The sequence below is a fragment of the Candidatus Nitrotoga sp. AM1P genome, assembly GCF_013168275.1.
Lineage (GTDB): Bacteria > Pseudomonadota > Gammaproteobacteria > Burkholderiales > Gallionellaceae > Nitrotoga.
This window is the reverse complement of record NZ_AP019547.1, coordinates 2,510,138-2,528,937: the sequence shown is the minus strand read 5'-3', so window position 1 is coordinate 2,528,937 and position 18,800 is coordinate 2,510,138. Positions and strand designations below refer to the sequence as shown.

Here is an 18,800-nt window from a genome sequence, read left to right as displayed (position 1 = left end):
CATTTTTAAGTTTTTGACACTTATGAACCGTACACCCCATCTTATTGAACGTTTGCTGGAACAACGCATCCTTATTCTGGACGGTGCGATGGGAACGATGATTCAGCGATACAAGCTGACCGAGGAACACTATCGCGGCATAGTCGCGCATGATGGCGATACCAGACCTCGCCAGAGTTTCGCCGACCACCCGCTCGACCTCAAGGGTAACAATGACCTGCTGTTGCTGACGCAGCCGCAGATCATTCGTGGCATCCATGCAGAATACCTGGAAGCGGGCGCGGATATCCTTGAAACCAACACGTTCAACGCCAACTCCGTGTCGATGGCGGATTACCAGATGGAGCATTTGGTATATGAGTTGAACGTGGCTGGCGCAAAGCTGGCACGTGAGGTATGCGACGAATACGAAAACCGAGTGCCGGGCAAGCCCCGCTTTGTGGCGGGCGTGTTGGGGCCCACTACGCGTACCGCATCCATCTCCCCGGACGTAAACGATCCCGGTTTTCGCAACATCAATTTCGATCAGCTGGTGGAAGGCTATACTGAAGCCATTCGCGGCCTGCTGGATGGCGGAGCGGATCTGCTGATGGTGGAAACCATTTTCGATACGCTGAACGCCAAGGCCGCACTGTTCGCCATAGAGCAGTATTTCGATCTCCATAACGTGCGCGTTCCGATCATGATTTCCGGCACTATCACCGATGCTTCCGGGCGCACCTTGTCAGGCCAAACGACTGAAGCATTCTGGAATTCACTGTCCCATACCAAGCCGTTATCAATCGGTCTGAATTGTGCGCTGGGAGCGGAACTGATGCGCCCTTACGTCGAGGAATTGTCGCGCGTCGCCACCACTTGTGTAAGTGCGCATCCCAATGCCGGTTTGCCCAATCCACTGTCTGAAACCGGTTACGACGAATCGCCGGAACATACCGCCATGCTGGTTAAGGAATTTGCCACCAGCGGTTTCCTCAACATCGCGGGCGGCTGCTGCGGTACCACGCCAGCACACATCAAAGCGATTGCCGAGGCATTAAAAGGTATCCCCCCGCGCCACATTCCAGAGCTTGAAAAGAAGTGTCGGTTATCCGGTCTGGAGCCATTCAACATCGGTGATGATTCCTTGTTCGTGAACGTCGGAGAGCGCACCAACGTTACCGGTTCCAAAATGTTTGCACGCCTCGTCCTCGCGGGCGATTATCCGACAGCGGTCAACGTGGCACGACAGCAAGTAGAAAATGGCGCACAGGTTATCGACATCAACATGGATGAAGCGATGCTGGATTCGCAGCTTGCCATGACGAAGTACCTCAACCTGATTGCATCGGAGCCGGATATTTCACGTGTGCCGCTGATGATAGATTCGTCCAAGTGGTCGGTGATCGAAGCTGGGCTGAAATGCGTACAGGGTAAGGCCATCGTCAACTCGATCAGCATGAAAGAGGGCGAAGCCGAGTTCATCAAATATGCCAAACTGGTGCGCCGCTATGGTGCAGCGGCAGTCGTGATGGCATTTGACGAACAGGGACAGGCCGATACACAACAGCGCAAAATCGAAATTTGCCAGCGCAGCTATGACATTCTGGTGAATCAGGTCGGCTTTCCGCCGGAAGATATTATTTTCGACCCCAACATTTTCGCCATCGCCACCGGCATAGAAGAGCACAACAACTATGCGGTGGACTTCATTGATGCCACGCGCTGGATCAGGAAAAATCTGCCCTACGCAAAAATTAGCGGCGGCGTATCCAATGTATCGTTCTCATTCCGTGGCAACGACGCGATGCGCGAGGCTATCCACACCGTGTTTCTCTATCACGCGGTACAAGCCGGCATGAATATGGGGATCGTCAATGCCGGTCAGCTCGGCGTATATGATGAAATTCCCAGAGATTTGCGCGAGGCGGTGGAAGACGTCGTACTGAATCGCCGTCCCGATGCGGGCGAACGACTGGTAGTAGTGGCAGAAAATGTGACAGGCGGCGCCAAGGTCCAGATGGAAGATCTGGCATGGCGACAAGGCACGGTGCAGGAACGCCTGACCCACGCGCTGGTGCGTGGCATTAACACCTATGTCGTGGAAGACACCGAGGAAGCGCGCTTACAAGCGACTTATCCGGTCGAGGTGATCGAAGGGGCGCTGATGACCGGCATGAACGTGGTCGGCGACCTGTTCGGCGCGGGCAAAATGTTTTTGCCACAAGTGGTGAAATCCGCGCGCGTGATGAAACAGGCAGTGGCCCATCTGGTGCCCTACATAGAAGCGGAAAAGGCGCGCTCAGGCGACAACAAGCCCAAAGGCAAGATCGTCATCGCCACGGTCAAGGGTGATGTGCATGACATCGGCAAGAACATCGTCACGGTCGTGTTGCAGTGCAACAATTTCGAAGTGGTCAACATGGGCGTGATGGTGCCGTGCCAGAAAATTTTGGACACAGCGCGCGAGCACAACGCCGATATGATCGGCCTGTCCGGATTGATTACGCCCTCGCTGGAAGAGATGGCGTATGTGACCAAGGAGATGCAGCGCCAGGGATTCACCATTCCATTGCTGATCGGCGGCGCGACCACTTCGCGCGTGCATACGGCGGTGAAAATCGAGCCTAACTACACCAGCGGCGTGACCGTTTATGTGACAGATGCGTCGCGTGCGGTGGGGGTGTGCAACAACCTGTTGAGCAGCACTTTACACGACAGTTATGTGGCTGGCATAAAGGCCGACTATGCCAAGACGCGCGAACTGCATGCCAACAAAAAACCTCAAGGTGCACGTTACAAACTGGCAGACGCGCGCGCGCATGGCCTGAAAACAGATTGGGCAAGCTATACGCCACCCAAGCCCAGCTTCATCGGTGTGCGGGCGCTCAGCGACTACTCGCTGGCAGAAATCAGCCCCTACATCGACTGGACCCCATTCTTCCAGACTTGGGAACTGTCCGGGCGGTACCCGAAAATTCTCAATGATAAAGTGATCGGCGAAGCAGCACGCAATTTGTTCCACGATGCACAGGCCATGCTCAAACGCATCATAGATGAGAAGTGGTTAGGCGCAAACGCTGTGTTTGGCCTGTTTCCGGCCAACAGTATCAATAGCGACGACATCGAAATTTACACTGATGAATCGCGCAGCCAGGTGGCAATGACCTGGCACAACCTGCGTCAGCAAATGGTAAAGCCTGAAGACAAGCCCAACCTGAGCCTCGGCGATTTCATCGCACCCAAGGAAAGCGGCGTGGCCGATTATATCGGCGCGTTTGCGGTTACGACCGGCATCGGCATTGATGAACGCGTGGCGGAATTCGAAAGCAAGCATGACGACTACAACAGCATTATGCTGAAAGCCTTGGCCGACCGTCTGGCCGAAGCCTTCGCCGAACTGCTGCATGCCCGTGTTCGACGCGAATTCTGGGGCTATGCCGCCGACGAACAGACCAGCACTGAAGATTTAATCGATGAAAAATATCGCGGCATCCGCCCTGCCCCAGGCTACCCGGCTTGCCCTGACCACACTGAGAAACACGCGCTGTTTGAACTGCTGGACGCACCCAACAAGGCCGGCATTACGCTGACTGAAAGTTTTGCCATGCTGCCGACTGCCGCAGTGAGCGGCTTTTATTTTTCGCATCCGCAATCGCAGTATTTTGCTACGGCAAAAGCAGACAAAGATCAGATAGAAGACTACGCACAACGCAAGGGGTTAAGCCTTGAAGAAACCGAACGCTGGTTAGCGCCCGTGTTAAATTATGATGCATAAAAAAGCGGCTTCAATATTTTGATCGCAACCTTGTTGTTTAAAGCTATGCTGAACAAGTCTGTTCGCGTTGAGCTTGTCGAAACGTACCAATTGAAAACCAATAAATTACAAATGGCTTCGACAGGCTCAGCCCGAACGGAGGGACTTGTTCAGCATTACCTTAATTATTAAAACCAGTACCGCGCCATGCCACACCCACTGCTGCTAACCACACTACTACTGATTGCTTCAAACGTGTTCATGACTTTTGCGTGGTATGGACACCTCAAAAATTTTACCCATTCGCCGTGGTACGTTGCCGCGCTGGTGAGCTGGGGCATCGCACTATTCGAATATCTGTTACAGGTACCAGCCAACCGCATCGGCTATAGCGAACTCAGCTTGGGACAACTGAAAATTTTGCAGGAAGTCATCACCCTGTCGGTATTCGTTCCTTTCGCCGTGCTATACATGGGCCAGCCGCTGAAGCTGGACTACCTGTATGCCGCGCTGTGCCTGATGGGCGCGGTGTTTTTTATTTTCAGGGCATAACATGCACATTCATATCCTTGGTATTTGCGGCACCTTCATGGGCGGCATTGCAGTGCTGGCCAAGCAAGCAAGACATCGCGTCACCGGCTGCGACGCCAACGTTTACCCGCCGATGAGCACGCAACTTGAGGCGCAAGGCATAGAACTGATTGAAGGCTTCGGCCCGGAACAAATCACTCTTCAGCCGGACATTTTCGTTATCGGCAATGTGGTCTCGCGCGGAAATCCTCTCATGGAAGAAATCCTCAATCGCAACCTGCCCTACATCTCCGGCCCGCAGTGGCTGGCGCAAAATCTGCTGCAGAATAAGTGGGTACTGGCAGTTGCAGGTACGCATGGCAAGACCACTACCTCCTCAATGCTGGCGTGGATACTGGAATATGCAGGCTTGAACCCGGGTTTCCTGATCGGCGGCGTGCCGCAGAATTTCGGACTCTCTGCGCGTTTAACCGATACGCCTTTCTTCGTCATTGAAGCGGATGAATATGACACCGCCTTCTTCGACAAACGCTCCAAGTTCATTCATTACCGTCCGCGCACTGTCATCCTCAACAATCTGGAGTTCGATCACGCTGACATCTTTTCTGACTTGGCCGCCATCGAAACGCAATTCCATCATCTGGTTCGCACTGTGCCCGGCAACGGGCTGATAATCAGCAACGGCCGTGCCGATTCATTAAAGCGCGTAATCAGCCACGGCTGCTGGACACCCGTGGAATTATTTGCCTGTGCTGATGGCTGGAACATCGACGCAGATAATCACGTAACTTTTAATGGCGAAGCACATGGTGAATTGAAATGGGAATTGATGGGCGAACACAACCGCCTGAATACACTCGCCGCACTTGCCGCCGCGCGTCATGCCGGTGTGTCTGTAGTGGATGGACTAGCGGCATTGAGCGAATTTAAAAACGTCAAACGGCGCATGGAAGTGCGCGGCGTGGTAAACGATATCACCGTGTATGACGACTTCGCGCATCATCCCACTGCAATTGCCACTACCGTGTCAGGGCTGCGCGCCAAAGCCGGTAGCGCGCGCATCCTGGCGGTGCTGGAGCCACGTTCCAATACCATGAAACTCGGCGTGATGAAGAACGCCCTACCCGGCAGTCTCAAGGATGCCGACCTGGTCTTTTGCTACGATTTCAATTTAGGTTGGAACACTCGCGCGGTACTCGCTCCGTTGGGAGACAGGGCTATCATAAAAGATAATTTAGGCGAATTGATAACAGACATTGTTGCCACAGCTCGCCCCGGCGATAACATTCTGATCATGAGCAACGGCGGATTTGGCGGGATACATGAGAAATTGTTGCAGCGGTTAGCCGGTTTGTAATACGCATATATCAATTTAAGCAGTACCCACTTGAGCAAACTCATATCTCTCTTCGAGTTGTCATTAAGCATGCACCAGCAAAGCCATTGTGGTCCATAGCGCGATATCAACCACCTTAAGCTGTCACGTCATGTTGTGTTTAATCCGGCTCGCGTAGACAGGTTGAAAAATCCGCCGGCTAGCTGTGACCCCAAATTCCAACACATCGCGGGGCAACTGATGCTTTCGGCCAGCGCTTTGGCGCGGGCTTCTTCCACACCGTTCTCTGCCAGTCCCGCAGGTTTGTTTCCGTCGCACCACTCATTACCCATTTAATTACAAGGCATTAGAAAGGTATGGCTGAAAATGGTTCAGGAAAATTATTTTATGCGCCACATATTTTATGAATTTTTATTAGTCAAAATAAGCAATTTGCTTATTCTCTTTTTTTGGCATCGCTCTATCATTCATTATGTTCTTACCGAAAGGGGTATCGCTATTTGGTGATAATGCCTAAAATGGATTTTTCCGACAATATCAATTTGATCATCAGCGATTTGTATGAAGGGATACTAGATCAGCAGTCGCAAAATAAAGCGCTACATCATTTGGCTCAACTGCTGGGTAGTGAGCATGTCGCATTAACTACTTGGAACAAGCCCACTAACCTCACGCACATTATACAAAGCAGTGGCCTACCAGAGGCATGCACCAGCGCATTTCAAGAGCATTTCTATTTGCTTGATCCGGGTCGAATTTTTGTCAAAAAAATCTCACCAGGTCAATGGTATATTGATCACCTTCATTTTGGAAAAAAGGCCATGAACTGTTGTGAATTCTATCAAGATTTCATGAAACCTTTCGGCTTTTGCTCCCTTGCCGTCTCGCCAATTGTGAGCAATGTAGAATCAGACAGTTTTATTGCTATCCAATATAAAAATATCCCTAAGTCACAAAAGGTCGATCAGCTCAAACAATTGTCTGGCTTACTCGCTCATCTGCGACGTGCACTCAATATACAGTCGCATTTTGAGTCGATCAAAACGCAAAATTCGTTTTTTCAGGCAAGCCTAGAGCAAATACGACTACCTATTCTGATTGCTAGCGGTGATGGAAGCATCAGCTATGTAAGCACGCTTGCTGATACATTGCTATCGCGCCGAACTGAAATAAAAATGGTCGCACACAGCATTACTAGCTGCGATACATTTAACAGAAAATTGATTTATGCAATTCGACTTGCTTGTGGTCTCAATGGCCCTAAAATTGCCAGTGGTTTGAGGGTCGGAATGAATAGCAACACTGCTTTGCACCTATTAATTACACCGTTACCTATCGATCATCAATGTTGCTATCAAACCCAACAAAATATGGCATTGATCGTGATACAAGAACTCAGTTCTCCAACGCTACCGAAAAAAATTTTATTAAAGCAAATGTATGGAATGACGCTGGCTGAAGCACGAGTTGCTATCGATCTTATTAAAGGTATGGCACCAAAAGAGATCGCATATGAAGCGGGTGTTGCGATCTCAACGGTACGTTCACAAATGAAAGCGATATTCAGTAAAACGGGTGCTTCAAGACAAGCAGATTTAATGCGTATTTTCTATCCTATTTTGTCTATTGATACAAGATGAAGTGTGTTGTAGCTCGGCTGGGCTGAATGAAATAAAGCCGAACATCATATGGGCGGTTGAACGCACGCATTATCGACGTGCCCATGCAGCGGGAGGTACATACTGCTTCACTGTTAATCTAGCTAAACGGCGCTTCGATGTATTGATGGCTTGCGTGCAACCATGAAGATGGTGAAATACGCATATATTCGTATCCTCTCCAAGCCAAGCGTCAGATTCATGATGAATTCACGGTAACAAGATAGTGTTCAATGGGAATTTTATTGAATCGAGTAGGAGACAGCGGTAGCCCTGCCTCTTACTCGATCATTTTTTAAAATCAATTGGTTGGGAGGTGTTGCTTAGGAGGCATTTTCCTTTAATTTTGCCACGGTTTTTTCTCCCGAATTACGGGACCTGCATTGCATGCAGGTGCGTTGTTTCCTGCAAGAGGAAAAAATCCAGCTTCCTTGGCAAATCCCGTCACCTCCTTAATTAGTTCGGTAGCTTTAGGTGTGGATTCGGAATTTACTGATGCAAGCATACCGTTATTTAAGGCTACGCTGAATTTACTGGAGGAAAAATTTGATGGATTGTTAATTAGAACTCTAGCACTTTCAAAGTCAGGTTCGATGGCAAGTTCTTGCTTCTGAATAACCTCAACGCAGGCCTTATCCTCTGATGTTCCAATTACGTTTTTGTCTTTATCAACAAGCATAGTGTATTTGTAGGTAATTACTACCTGATGCGGCTCATAGTAAATCACACCCTCCACTGATTCCTTAGATGGTGTCCAAGTCTTGGTATCGAACTTATGGGTTTCAAATTTTGACGCGCAGCCTACTAATGCCAACGCGCAAGCAACTGCAATCATTGCCTTCTTCATGTAGCACCTCCTTATGGTTAACAAAAATTCCCAACCTTAATTCATTAGGTAATACTTTCTTGATTACCGTGGGTACTCAGGATCTGGACGCTTTGGACAAGTTGCGCTCGTAATCACCGCTCGCGCTGACTCACTATTCTTGTGATATCGCCGCTTGAACAGAAAGTCTTTGACGAAGTTCACGGTTTCAGTTGGGAGCTTTACTACAATACTTTGTTTTTCAGCATATTTGTTCAATTCATCAAGGCAATTCAGTTGAATCGCGAGTCCAACAAATTCGCTAACCTGCGAAAATGACCACTCGATGGGTTCGGTGCCTTTGTACAGGAATGGTTCTTCCATATTTCCTCCTACAGTGTTTCAGCCGAATGGCGCGGCTGCTTCGCCTAACATAGAGCTAACCGTGGGGCTTGGGGTTAGATCTCAATGCTGTTCGCTTAAGCAATATTTCGAGCAAAGTTGCATATAATATATTGATATATATTATATTTATCACAAACCGAACAGTATTGTGACAGGCCGGATAATAATACCGATTATTCTGCAAATAAAAAATTTGTTTTCTTAGCCTATGCAGTGGTCGATCTCGAGCTTAGTGATTATGTATATCCTGTACTATCTAAAGTTAAATACAGTTTATGCTCTTTGGATTGTGTAAAGCATCCTTCAAATGAAGGATAAATTTAGCGCACCCGCACGAGGTCAGTTCTAATATTCCAACAAACCTTATTACACATCACAGATGGCGAGACCTCTCAGACTGGAATTTTCGGGTGCCCTTTATCACGTCACCTCGCGCGGGGATCGTCGGGAAGATATTTACCTGAATAACCATTCGCAGTGATTGGCTAGCAGTGTTGGGCATTGTTTGCGCTCGGTTTAACTGGGTGGTTCATGCTTTTTACCAGATGACCAATCACTATCACCTGCTGGTGGAGACGGTGGACGGTAATTTATCCGGTGGGATGCGGCAATTGAACGGCCTATATACCCAGCGATTCAACCGTCGCCATAGCTTGGTTGGGCATCTTTTTCGGGGGCGCTACAAGGCGATCCTGGTACAAAAGGAAACCTATTTACTGGAATTGACGCGCTATGTGGTGCTGAACCCACTGCGCGCCAACATGGTAAAATCGCTTGAAGACTGGCGCTGGAGAAGTTATCCCTCCATCATGGGGCAGGAAGCACCCCCTCCGTAGCTGGATGCGGACTGGTTGCTTGGTCAGTTTGGTTCACAGCGGAGCAAAGCGCTCAGGGGCTATCACCAGTTCGGGATGGCGGGCAGGAGTTTACCTAGTCCCATGCTGGAAACTCGCCATCAACAGTTGCTGGGTGACAATGCTTTCATAGAACGCCACTGGCACACAAAAAATCCAAAAGAGTTACGGGAAGTTTCAAAGGCCCATTGAAGATCGGTCGCTTTGTCGCTGGATGAGTCCCGATGCGCCACCCGGATAGAGATCAAGCGATAGCTCAGGCTTACCTATCCAGTGCTTATACGATGGCAGAGATCGGGGCCATTTCGGGGTGCACTACATGACGGTAAGTGGCGCAGTGCGGAAGCTTGAAGAAGACCGAAAAAAAGTGTTGTAATATTTAGAACTGACCGCGCGCTTCCTGACCCTGCGCTTCTTTGGCGGCTGCTGAACGCCAACGTTTGGCATAGTGCTTTTGAAACAAACGCGACTCCAACCCTCTCAAAGGAAACTTCATGAAGACATACAAGAAATCTGATACTGCCATCGCCAACCTGACACCGGAACAACGCCGCGTAACCCAGCACGGCGGCACGGAACATTCAGGGACGGGGGCGTATCTTCACAATGACGAACCGGGCATCTATGTGGATATCGTGTCGGGGGAGCCGTTGTTTGCGTCGTCGGACAAGTTTGAGTCGGGCTGCGGCTGGCCCAGCTTCACCAAACCCATCGTACCCGCGCACATCAACGAACTGCGCGATACCAGCCATGGCATGATCCGTACCGAAGTCCGCTCGGTTCACGGTGACAGTCATCTCGGGCATGTGTTCCCGGACGGCCCGCAGGATCGCGGTGGCTTGCGCTACTGCATCAATTCAGCCTCGCTGCGCTTTATCCACCGGGATGACATGGAGGCGGAAGGCTACGGCGAATATCTTAACCAGGTGGAGGATAAGTAATGGCACAGGAACGCGCAGTACTGGCAGGGGGCTGCTTTTGGGGTATGCAGGATCTGATCCGCAAACTGCCCGGCGTGGAAAAAACGCGGGTGGGCTACACCGGCGGCGACGTGCGCAACGCCACCTATCGCAATCACGGCACGCATGCCGAAGGTATCGAAATCTTCTTTAACCCAGCGGAAATTTCTTACCGTCGCATTCTGGAATTCTTCTTCCAGATACACGATCCGACGACGGCCAATCAGCAGGGCAATGACCAGGGTTCGTCCTACCGCTCGGCGATTTACTACGTCACCGACGAGCAGAAACAGACCGCGCTCGATACGATAGCTGACGTGAACGCCTCAGGCTTGTGGCCGGGTAAGGTTGTTACCGAGCTGGCGCCTGCCGGTGATTTCTGGGAAGCCGAGCCCGAGCATCAGGATTATCTGGAGCGTCTCCCCAACGGCTATACCTGCCATTACCCGCGCCCGAACTGGATGTTGCCAAAACGAACGGACAAATAATGTCCATGCCGGAGCCCGCATAAATGCACAGCCATTACGTTCGACCCCACTTTCACACGACAGATTATTCTTTATTTGTACATACAAAAAATATTGACGCATCACCTATTTGTACATACACTCATGGCTCATGAAAATCGACTTTGACCTGATCAAAAACGAGAGAGGAAAATAGACATGGCAAGCCGCAAACCCTTGATTGGCGCAGACGACGAGATCCGCGAACTAACCGCCGAAGATATGGCGAAATTTAGGCCGGCCGCTGAAGTATTGCCACTGTCTCTCAGAAAGAAACTAGGCGTGCGTGGCCCTCAGAAAGCGCCAATTAAAGAGCGCATCACTATTCGGTTGTCGCGAGAAGTGGTAGAGCAATTCCGCGCAAGCGGCGAAGGCTGGCAAACCCGAGTGGACGCAGCTTTGCGTGAGTGGCTTAAAAACCATTCTCCAACGTAAGCCACTGCTTCGTTCACCTTAAGCCCCAGAATTTTCCTTACCCCTTTCCTACCATCCACGGAGAACCTATGACCCTAACCGTCTCGCCAGACTGCGATCTTGTCCTGTATACCCATCCTTGGTCACGAGGTCAGATAGCGCGATGGATGCTCGAAGAGACTGGAGCGAATTACAGACAGGTAATACTAGACTACGGAACTTCCATGAAGTCAGACGAATACCTTTCCGTCAATCCAATGGGGAAAGTACCGACGATTACCCATCGTGGAAGCGTCGTCACGGAATGCGCCGCCATCTGTGCATACTTGGCGGACGCCTATCCTTCCGCCAACCTGGCGCCATCAAACGCTGATCGAGCTAGCTACTACCGATGGTTTTTCTTTGCAGCAGGTCCGCTTGAGGCGGCGGTTATGGATCACAGCCTGAAAGTCGCAGTTAGTGAAGAGCAGGAGCGAATGGTTGGTTACGGCAACTATGAACGTACTGTTGATGTCCTGGCTAAGGCGGTCAATTCGGCGCCCTACCTGGCCGGCGACGCCTTTTCAGCAGCCGATGTCTATGTGGGATCTCACATTCTCTGGGGTACGCAGTTTGGCACGCTTCCCAAGAGGCCGGAATTCGAGGAATACATCCAAAAACTGGTAGAGCGCCCAGCATACAAAGCAGCAAAGGCAATTGATCTTGAGCTCGGTGCTGCACTTTCCAAGCAGCAGTTGCCGTGACGCGTGCGCTGTAGCTCAACCGGCCCCGCATCAAACATTGAAGTGAGTCGACATGCAAACCTACCTTGAGCCAACCCAAGAGTCCGGCCGAGCCTTGTTCATACGAGGCATCGCTGGAAGCGTTGTGATGTTGAATCTCCTGCGCTACCAAGCCGTCGCCGACTACTCGGCAACGCCACAACTTGCACCTCCTACGCCTATCACCGGGGAGGCCGCCTATCGCCTCTACATGGAACACACCATGCCGCATCTTGAGAAGTCCGGCGGCAAGCTGCTGTTCTTCGGGCGCGGCGGAGATTTTCTCATCGGGCCGAGCAGCGAGCGTTGGGACCCTAACATTTCATTCCACGAGACGGCTTTCAGCCGCCCGTGAATTGAAGCGTTAACCCTCATCAATCCGTCTCGCGAGGCCTCATGTCAGAAAAGCCGAATCCAATCGCCGTCACCGCCGCCGAAGTACCGGCACGCAGTAAGCCATCGGTCTACCCCGAGCCATTCGCGTCGCGCATGGTGGGCAGAGAGAAACGCCAACTTGGCGAAGTCTTCGGCCTTACAAACTTCGGCGTGAACCTTACGCGTTTAGCGCCCAATGCAGTTTCGGCCCTTCGCCACGCCCACACCAAGCAAGACGAGTTCGTCTACATACTTCAAGGGCGGCCTACGCTACACACAGACGAAGGTCGGCGCCAGCTCTCTCCAGGAATGTGCGCAGGTTTTAAGGCAGGCACGGGCAACGGACACCGCCTCATAAACGAAACCCCTGAGGAAGTCGTGTACCTCGAAGTCGGCGACAGAACGGCGGGAGACGTAGGCAGCTATCCAGATGACAATCTCAAGGCCATGCTACTGGAAGGAAAGTGGAAGTTTGTTCACAAAGACGGAACGCCCTATGAATGAGGCAGAGGCCACGCATCGAATGAGGGCTAATCCTTCAATCGAGAGGATGTCACCCGACAAGCCGGTCGCGCCTTTCATCTCAAAAGTGGGGCATCACTGACAATCTCCACAGTTCATAACCAGAGGAGTCCGAAATGTCGAGTACCGCGAAGGACACACGCGCCACAGTAGTTCCTTGTTTGCGCTATCGCGACGCGCCTAAGGCCATTGAATGGCTCTGTTTGGTCTTCGGTTTCGAGAAACAGCTGGTCGTCCCAAACGACGACGGCACGATTGCCCATGCGCAGCTCAGCTTCGGAAATGGGATGGTCACGCTCGGTTCCGTTTCCAAAGTCGAGAACGAATTCGGTCGCCTCACCAAACAGCCAGACGAAATTGGCGGCATGGAAACGCAGAGTCCGTATCTGATAGTGTCAGATGCTGACTCAATCTACCAGCGAGCAAAGGCCGCGGGCGCGAAGATTGAAATTAAAATCAAAGACGAAAACTATGGGGGTCGAGGGTTTAGCTGCCGAGACATGAATTTTACATTTCGTTTGGTCTTGAAATTTGTTTTGGTTCACGGCACGATGCGGGTATGAAGATACTTTTCTGTAGCTTCATCAGCCAACACACACCAACAGGAGATACCCCATGAGTGACAAAAAGAAACTCACCACGAATGCCGGTTGCCCGGTCGCCCACAACCAGAACGTAATGACGGCAGGCCCGCGCGGCCCGCAGTTGCTGCAGGATGTTTGGTTTCTTGAAAAGCTTGCACACTTTGATCGCGAGGTCATTCCAGAGCGACGTATGCATGCAAAGGGTTCGGGGGCATATGGCACGTTTACGGTTACGCACGATATTACAAAATACACCCGGGCAAAGATATTTTCTGAGGTGGGTAAAAAAACAGAGTTATTCGCCCGTTTTACCACGGTAGCGGGTGAACGCGGCGCGGCTGATGCCGAACGCGATATTCGCGGCTTTGCTGTGAAGTTCTACACGGAAGAAGGAAACTGGGACTTGGTGGGCAACAACACGCCTGTGTTTTTCCTGCGCGATCCGCTTAAATTCCCAGATCTGAATCATGCTGTGAAGCGCGACCCGCGTACTAATCTTCGCAGCGCGAAAAACAATTGGGACTTCTGGACTTCACTACCGGAGGCGCTGCACCAAATTACCATAGTCATGAGTGATCGAGGAATTCCAGCGACCTATCGGCATATGCACGGCTTTGGTAGCCACACCTTCAGCTTTATCAGTGCACAGAACGAGCGCCATTGGGTGAAATTTCACCTGAAATGCCAGCAGGGAATCAAAAATTTGAGCGACGCCGAAGCTGAGGCTCTCGTTGGCAAGGATAGAGAAAGCCATCAGCGCGACCTCTATGAAAGCCTTGAGAAAAATGATTTTCCAAAGTGGACCATGTACGTTCAGATCATGCCGGAAAAAGATGCAGCCACCGCTCCCTATCACCCCTTTGATCTCACCAAAGTATGGCCGCACAAGGACTATCCGCTAATTGAAGTCGGCGTAATGGAATTGAACCGTAATCCAGAGAATTTCTTTGCTGAAGTCGAGCAATCGGCATTTAATCCGGCCAACATCGTACCTGGCATTGGATTCTCGCCAGACAAAATGTTACAAGGCCGTCTGTTTTCCTATGGTGATGCGCAGCGTTACCGTCTGGGCGTCAATCACCATCTTATTCCGGTCAATGCGCCACGTTGCCCCGTACACAGTTACCATCGTGATGGAGCTATGCGTGTTGATGGCAATCACGGCAGTACGTTGGGGTATGAGCCCAACAGTTCTGGCGAATGGCAGGAGCAGCCGGATTTTAGTGAACCACCGCTTGCCCTGAATGGTGCTGCTGATCACTGGAACCATCGTGAAGATACGGATTACTACTCGCAACCCGGTGCGCTGTTTAGATTGATGACACCACCACAGCAACAGGTACTGTTTGAAAACACCGCGCGTTCCATCGATGGTGCACCGCGCGATATCCAAATTCGCCATATCGGTAACTGCCTCAAAGCCGACCCTGCCTATGGTGCAGGTATAGCCCAGGCATTGGGTATTTCATTGAGTGAGGTACCAAAGTAAAAGTGTTGGCTAACAAAGTAATTTAGCGGACGTGCTCACGAAGCGACCACGTCCGCTAAATTCGCCTGCCTTAACTTTTCTGCACGCCTCGCTTAAGTTTGTTTTCCTTTAATTTATTGGGTTGCCTGAACCGATTTTTACCGGCAACACGGAGGAGACGAAGAAATTTCGGACATTCAAAATGGTTGGGCGCCTTGCAGACCGCTGCGTGACGAAGCCCATCACGCATAGAGGCGAGTTCTTCAATTGTTCTATCCAACTCATCTGCCTTGGCTAAAAGCAGTGCTCTATTAATATCGGGCCCTTCAGCAGTAAACATTTCACCAATCTCATCAAGCGAGAAACCGGCGCTACGCCCCAAAGATATTAAAGCCAGCCGCTCTATAACATTGGCGCTGAATAAACGGCGCAAACCATTTCGCCCAGTTGACCGGATCAGTCCTTTTTCTTCATAAAATCGTAACGTCGAGGCGGGTAATCCAGATGCCTTTGCGACCTCAGCTATATCCATTATTCCACCTGACGAAATTAATCCTTGACTTCAAGTCGACTTGAGCTTGTATCCTAGCTCACTACACAACTGAGCACAACAATTAAGTCGTTAAGTTGGTGAGATGTTATTTCTACCTGAGGAATTTAAGGAGACGATATGAATGCAAATTTTTGGCATCAAAAATGGAAACGAGGTGATATTGGTTTTCATAAAAGTGAGGCAAACCCGTTACTCATCGAACATTTTGAAAAATTAAATCTGGCAAAAGACAGTCGAGTATTCCTGCCGTTGTGCGGTATGTCACGTGATTGTGCATGGTTGCTTGCCCGCGGTTATCGAGTTGTTGGCGCAGAATTAAGCGAACTCGCCATTAGCGAGTTATTTAAAGAACTAGGCTTAGCGCCAGAAATCTCCAAGGTTGGAAAATTGACCCGCTACAGTGCTAAAGATATCGACATGCTAGTGGGTGATATTTTTGATGTATCGGCTGAATATCTTGGGCCTATAAACGCGATATACGATCGCGCAGCTTTAGTTGCATTGCCTGCTTCCATACGGCAGCAATATACGTCACACCTGATGAACATAACTAACGCAGCGCCGCAGCTGCTGATCTCTTATGAATACAACCAACTGCTGATGGATGGCCCACCGTTTTCAGTTAACGAAAACGAAGTAAAACAACATTATGGTGCGACTTACCATTTGAAATCTGTTGACACCAAAAATGTTGCGGGCGGATTAAAAGGAAAAGTTGCGTCAGTGGAGACCGCTTGGTTGCTCCAAAAAATCAATAAATAGGGAGAGATATATGCCGAATATTGAATGGATAGTGTTGTACATGGTGTTGGGTGCCTTTGTTGGTTTTATGGCGGGCTTTCTAGGGCTTGGTGGAGGTGGAATACTGGTTCCTTTGCTGGCATCCATTTTTATTTACCAAGGTATGAGCGTAGATAGCGTCGTTCATTTGGCATTAGGAACGTCATTGGCCTGCATGATTATTTCTTCATCAGCCAGCATCCGCGCACATACTTCTCGAGGCGCCGTAATGTGGCCGGTCGTTCGCGGAATGGCACCCGGGATTATTCTGGGTGCCTTTCTAACTGCACAGGTTGCTGCCCACATTAACTCAACCACCATTGCCCTATTTTTTGCGCTGTTCATGGCACTGATCGCAGTGCAAATGTTTTTTAATTGGCAACCGAAACCGAGCCAAAAACCGATAAATTTGCGCGGATTAATTGTTGCCGGAATGGGGATCGGATCGGTATCAGCGCTTGCAGCAGTAGGTGGCGGTTTTCTCACCGTTGCCTACCTAGGCTATAAGAATATAGACATGAAAAAAGCTATTGGCACTTCAGCAGCCATTGGATTTCCCATCGCTATCACGGGGACTATTGGCTACATGATGAGCGGCTGGTCTAAAACATTGAGCGATCCCTATACTCTTGGATACATTTATGTGCCCGCATTTTTGGCAATATCGATTGCCAGCTCTATTACAGCTCCCTATGGCGCTCGCTGCTCCCATAGTTTGCCCGAAGCTTATTTGAAAAAAATATTCGCTGCTATCTCGCTACTTTTGAGCATCAAGATGCTAGTCTCGTTTGTTCAATTTTAACTAGGAATACGGACATACTTTGGGAGTATTTTGATAATATTTACATCAAATATATATCAATATTTGATAGATTGGGCTTAATGACAAAATGCCCGACAATACGGCAGGCGTGATTTAGCTGGTTTTCGGAGAGATCTACTTTACGGTGGGTGCCACAGCCCACACAACTACACCATGGAGAATTTGATGATCAAGACCTATCTCGGTAGCTGCCACTGCGGAGCCATTCGGTTTGAAGCCGACATTGACCTTAGCTTGGGCACTAACAGATGCAACTGCTCGATTTGTACAAAAACGCGCAACTGGAATGCAATCATCAAACCAGATGCATTTCGGCTGCAGTCTGGCGAGAGCGACCTGAGGGACTATCAATTCGGTCACAAAGTAGGTCACCACCTCTTTTGCAAGCACTGCGGCGTGCGCTCGTTCGCTCGTGGATATGTTGAAGAGATCGGCGGTGACTATGTGTCAATCCAACTGTCGGCACTCGATAACGCTAGTCCGGAAGAACTTTTCGAATCGCCAATTCGATTCAGTGACGGTCGAAATAACAACTGGGGCGAACCGCCAGCCGAGACCAGGCACCTGTAAAAATTGGCCGTCTCATGACTCCAGAGCTCATCGCGCGAGTGACGACCATCCCTCATGTCAAACGTTTGATTTCAAAGAACCCACACGGATGCATCCGAGAAGCTCGTCCAAGACCACCTACACCATCGCGGCTACGTTGACGTTGTATACGAACCCGATGGGAATATCCCGCCTGACTTCCTCGTGAATGGCGCGATTGCCATTGAAGTCCGGCGGCTCAACCAGAACCACGGCCTCGTGGGAATTTTCGGATCAGGCCCGCTCGTGGCAGGATTAGTTTTACTCGCGTTCGGATATTTACGTACCCAAGCTGCGCGCACGGGTGCTAACAATTCATTCAAAGGGAACGCTCCCTAACGAAAGCGCTCCCTTAACTTAAAGACTCAAGTGACTAAAGAATCTAAAGCGTTGCCACAAAAAATGTTTAAAATCGCTGCTGAAGTAAAAAAATCAGCAGATAAAAGCAGTAAAGTGAAACCTGAAACAAACCCTAACCTATCATCAAACGGGGCGCCTAACGCCCCCCATTAATTCAAACTTTAAACACCAATAAGGATCCATATGGGCAAAATCTACAACGAAATTACTCCCGAGCTTACGTCGTGGGTTCAGAAGCAGCACGTGTTCTTCGTCGCAACGGCACCATCAGCAGTTGAAGGCCACGTGAATTGTTCCCCTAAAGGCCTGGACTCTCTCAGAATTCTCACTCCTCAAACGGTCGCCTATGCCGATCTCACAGGAAGCGGAGCCGAGACAATCGCTCACATCAGGGATAACGGACGGATCGTTCTAATGTTCTGTGCGTTTGAAGGACCACCGAAGATCGTCCGCTTCCACGGCACGGGTGAAACTGTCTTGCCAGGTACGACGCTGTGGAAGGAGCTTGCTCCAAAGATGCACTTGAAGCCGAGTACTCGGGCAATCATCCTGATCCACGTCACTCGCATCAGCGATTCTTGTGGATACGGAGTGCCGATCATGCCGTTTGTCGAAGATCGCGACGTCATCGACCGTTGGGTCGAAACAAAAGGCATCGAGAATCTCTCTGCCTATCGGCGCGAGAAGAACGCTCGCAGCATCGACGGCTTGCCCACAGCCGAATTCGAGTGAAGTTGAAAAAACCCTCTATTTCGAACGCGCGATTTATTGTTAGGCTCATCAAG

General features: G+C 50.2%; 22 protein-coding genes. 18 read left to right on the top strand and 4 right to left on the bottom strand.

Translation table 11 applies throughout. The features are described 5' to 3' along the window. The first annotated feature begins 22 nt into the window (after positions 1-22). From metH to mpl, 3 genes are all read left to right on the top strand, one after another. Entirely contained in the window at positions 23-3,754 is a 3,732-nt protein-coding gene (gene metH, locus W01_RS11580; protein ID WP_173054857.1) for a methionine synthase, read from the top strand. A 186-nt stretch (positions 3,755-3,940) separates the two neighbouring features. Further along, positions 3,941-4,285, top strand: coding sequence for a DMT family protein (locus tag W01_RS11575; protein ID WP_173054855.1), 345 nt, complete (start codon positions 3,941-3,943; stop codon positions 4,283-4,285). A gap of 1 nt (position 4,286) precedes the next feature. Next, the gene (gene mpl / locus W01_RS11570) at positions 4,287-5,621 is read left to right on the top strand and encodes a UDP-N-acetylmuramate:L-alanyl-gamma-D-glutamyl-meso-diaminopimelate ligase (protein WP_173054853.1); all 1,335 of its coding nucleotides are present in this window, start codon (positions 4,287-4,289) and stop codon (positions 5,619-5,621) included. A 128-nt stretch (positions 5,622-5,749) separates the two neighbouring features. Here the strand turns inward: mpl and W01_RS11565 are convergent, their stop codons facing one another. Then, positions 5,750-5,932: a hypothetical protein gene (locus W01_RS11565; protein ID WP_173054851.1), complete on the bottom strand. Its 183-nt coding sequence runs from the start codon at positions 5,930-5,932 to the stop codon at positions 5,750-5,752. A gap of 177 nt (positions 5,933-6,109) precedes the next feature. On the opposite strand from W01_RS11565, the gene W01_RS11560 reads away from it, so the two are divergent. Beyond that, entirely contained in the window at positions 6,110-7,240 is a 1,131-nt protein-coding gene (locus W01_RS11560) for a helix-turn-helix transcriptional regulator (RefSeq protein ID WP_173054849.1), read from the top strand. Between the two features lie 358 nt (positions 7,241-7,598). Here W01_RS11560 and W01_RS11555 read toward each other — a convergent pair whose 3' ends face one another. Both W01_RS11555 and W01_RS11550 read right to left on the bottom strand, forming a co-directional pair. Beyond that, entirely contained in the window at positions 7,599-8,105 is a 507-nt protein-coding gene (locus W01_RS11555) for a hypothetical protein (RefSeq protein WP_173054847.1), read from the bottom strand. Positions 8,106-8,168: 63 nt separating this feature from the next. Beyond that, positions 8,169-8,447 carry a hypothetical protein gene (locus W01_RS11550; protein ID WP_173054845.1) on the bottom strand — a complete coding sequence of 93 codons (279 nt, stop codon included), beginning with the start codon at positions 8,445-8,447 and terminating at the stop codon, positions 8,169-8,171. A 512-nt stretch (positions 8,448-8,959) separates the two neighbouring features. On the opposite strand from W01_RS11550, the gene W01_RS14210 reads away from it, so the two are divergent. The 9 genes from W01_RS14210 to W01_RS11505 all read left to right on the top strand — a co-directional run bounded on the left by W01_RS14210 (position 8,960) and on the right by W01_RS11505 (position 14,932). Further along, positions 8,960-9,304, top strand: coding sequence for a transposase (locus tag W01_RS14210; RefSeq protein ID WP_445082530.1), 345 nt, complete (start codon positions 8,960-8,962; stop codon positions 9,302-9,304). Between the two features lie 512 nt (positions 9,305-9,816). Next, positions 9,817-10,263, top strand: coding sequence for a peptide-methionine (R)-S-oxide reductase MsrB (msrB, locus tag W01_RS11540; RefSeq protein WP_173054843.1), 447 nt, complete (start codon positions 9,817-9,819; stop codon positions 10,261-10,263). After that, entirely contained in the window at positions 10,263-10,769 is a 507-nt protein-coding gene (gene msrA, locus W01_RS11535) for a peptide-methionine (S)-S-oxide reductase MsrA (protein ID WP_173054841.1), read from the top strand. Before msrB ends, msrA begins: the two co-directional genes overlap by 1 nt. 177 nt (positions 10,770-10,946) lie before the next feature. Further along, positions 10,947-11,222 carry a BrnA antitoxin family protein gene (locus tag W01_RS11530; RefSeq protein WP_173054839.1) on the top strand — a complete coding sequence of 92 codons (276 nt, stop codon included), beginning with the start codon at positions 10,947-10,949 and terminating at the stop codon, positions 11,220-11,222. A gap of 68 nt (positions 11,223-11,290) precedes the next feature. Continuing rightward, complete coding sequence (locus tag W01_RS11525; RefSeq protein WP_173054837.1) at positions 11,291-11,944, top strand: glutathione S-transferase family protein; 654 nt, start codon at positions 11,291-11,293, stop codon at positions 11,942-11,944. A gap of 127 nt (positions 11,945-12,071) precedes the next feature. Next, positions 12,072-12,317 (top strand): hypothetical protein, encoded by a 246-nt coding sequence (locus W01_RS11520; RefSeq protein ID WP_173054835.1) that lies wholly within the window; start codon positions 12,072-12,074, stop codon positions 12,315-12,317. A 191-nt stretch (positions 12,318-12,508) separates the two neighbouring features. Further along, positions 12,509-12,841, top strand: a complete 333-nt coding sequence (locus W01_RS11515) for a cupin domain-containing protein (protein WP_305792513.1) — start codon at positions 12,509-12,511, stop codon at positions 12,839-12,841. Between the two features lie 134 nt (positions 12,842-12,975). Then, the gene (locus W01_RS11510; RefSeq protein WP_173054831.1) at positions 12,976-13,422 is read left to right on the top strand and encodes a VOC family protein; all 447 of its coding nucleotides are present in this window, start codon (positions 12,976-12,978) and stop codon (positions 13,420-13,422) included. A 52-nt stretch (positions 13,423-13,474) separates the two neighbouring features. Next, on the top strand, positions 13,475-14,932 hold the full coding sequence (locus W01_RS11505; RefSeq protein WP_173054829.1) for a catalase: 1,458 nt from the start codon (positions 13,475-13,477) through the stop codon (positions 14,930-14,932). Between the two features lie 70 nt (positions 14,933-15,002). Here W01_RS11505 and W01_RS11500 read toward each other — a convergent pair whose 3' ends face one another. Further along, entirely contained in the window at positions 15,003-15,443 is a 441-nt protein-coding gene (locus W01_RS11500) for a helix-turn-helix domain-containing protein (protein ID WP_173054827.1), read from the bottom strand. Positions 15,444-15,581: 138 nt separating this feature from the next. On the opposite strand from W01_RS11500, the gene tmpT reads away from it, so the two are divergent. From tmpT to W01_RS11475, 5 genes are all read left to right on the top strand, one after another. Continuing rightward, positions 15,582-16,226: a thiopurine S-methyltransferase gene (gene tmpT, locus W01_RS11495; protein WP_173054825.1), complete on the top strand. Its 645-nt coding sequence runs from the start codon at positions 15,582-15,584 to the stop codon at positions 16,224-16,226. A 10-nt stretch (positions 16,227-16,236) separates the two neighbouring features. Further along, positions 16,237-17,046 (top strand): sulfite exporter TauE/SafE family protein, encoded by an 810-nt coding sequence (locus tag W01_RS11490; protein WP_173054823.1) that lies wholly within the window; start codon positions 16,237-16,239, stop codon positions 17,044-17,046. 186 nt (positions 17,047-17,232) lie between these two features. Beyond that, positions 17,233-17,637 (top strand): GFA family protein, encoded by a 405-nt coding sequence (locus W01_RS11485; RefSeq protein WP_173054821.1) that lies wholly within the window; start codon positions 17,233-17,235, stop codon positions 17,635-17,637. Between the two features lie 387 nt (positions 17,638-18,024). Beyond that, a complete protein-coding gene (locus W01_RS11480) occupies positions 18,025-18,168 on the top strand; it encodes a hypothetical protein (protein WP_173054819.1) in 144 nt (47 codons plus the stop codon). Positions 18,169-18,198: 30 nt separating this feature from the next. Then, positions 18,199-18,747, top strand: coding sequence for a pyridoxamine 5'-phosphate oxidase family protein (locus W01_RS11475; RefSeq protein ID WP_173054817.1), 549 nt, complete (start codon positions 18,199-18,201; stop codon positions 18,745-18,747). Positions 18,748-18,800: the final 53 nt, after the last annotated feature.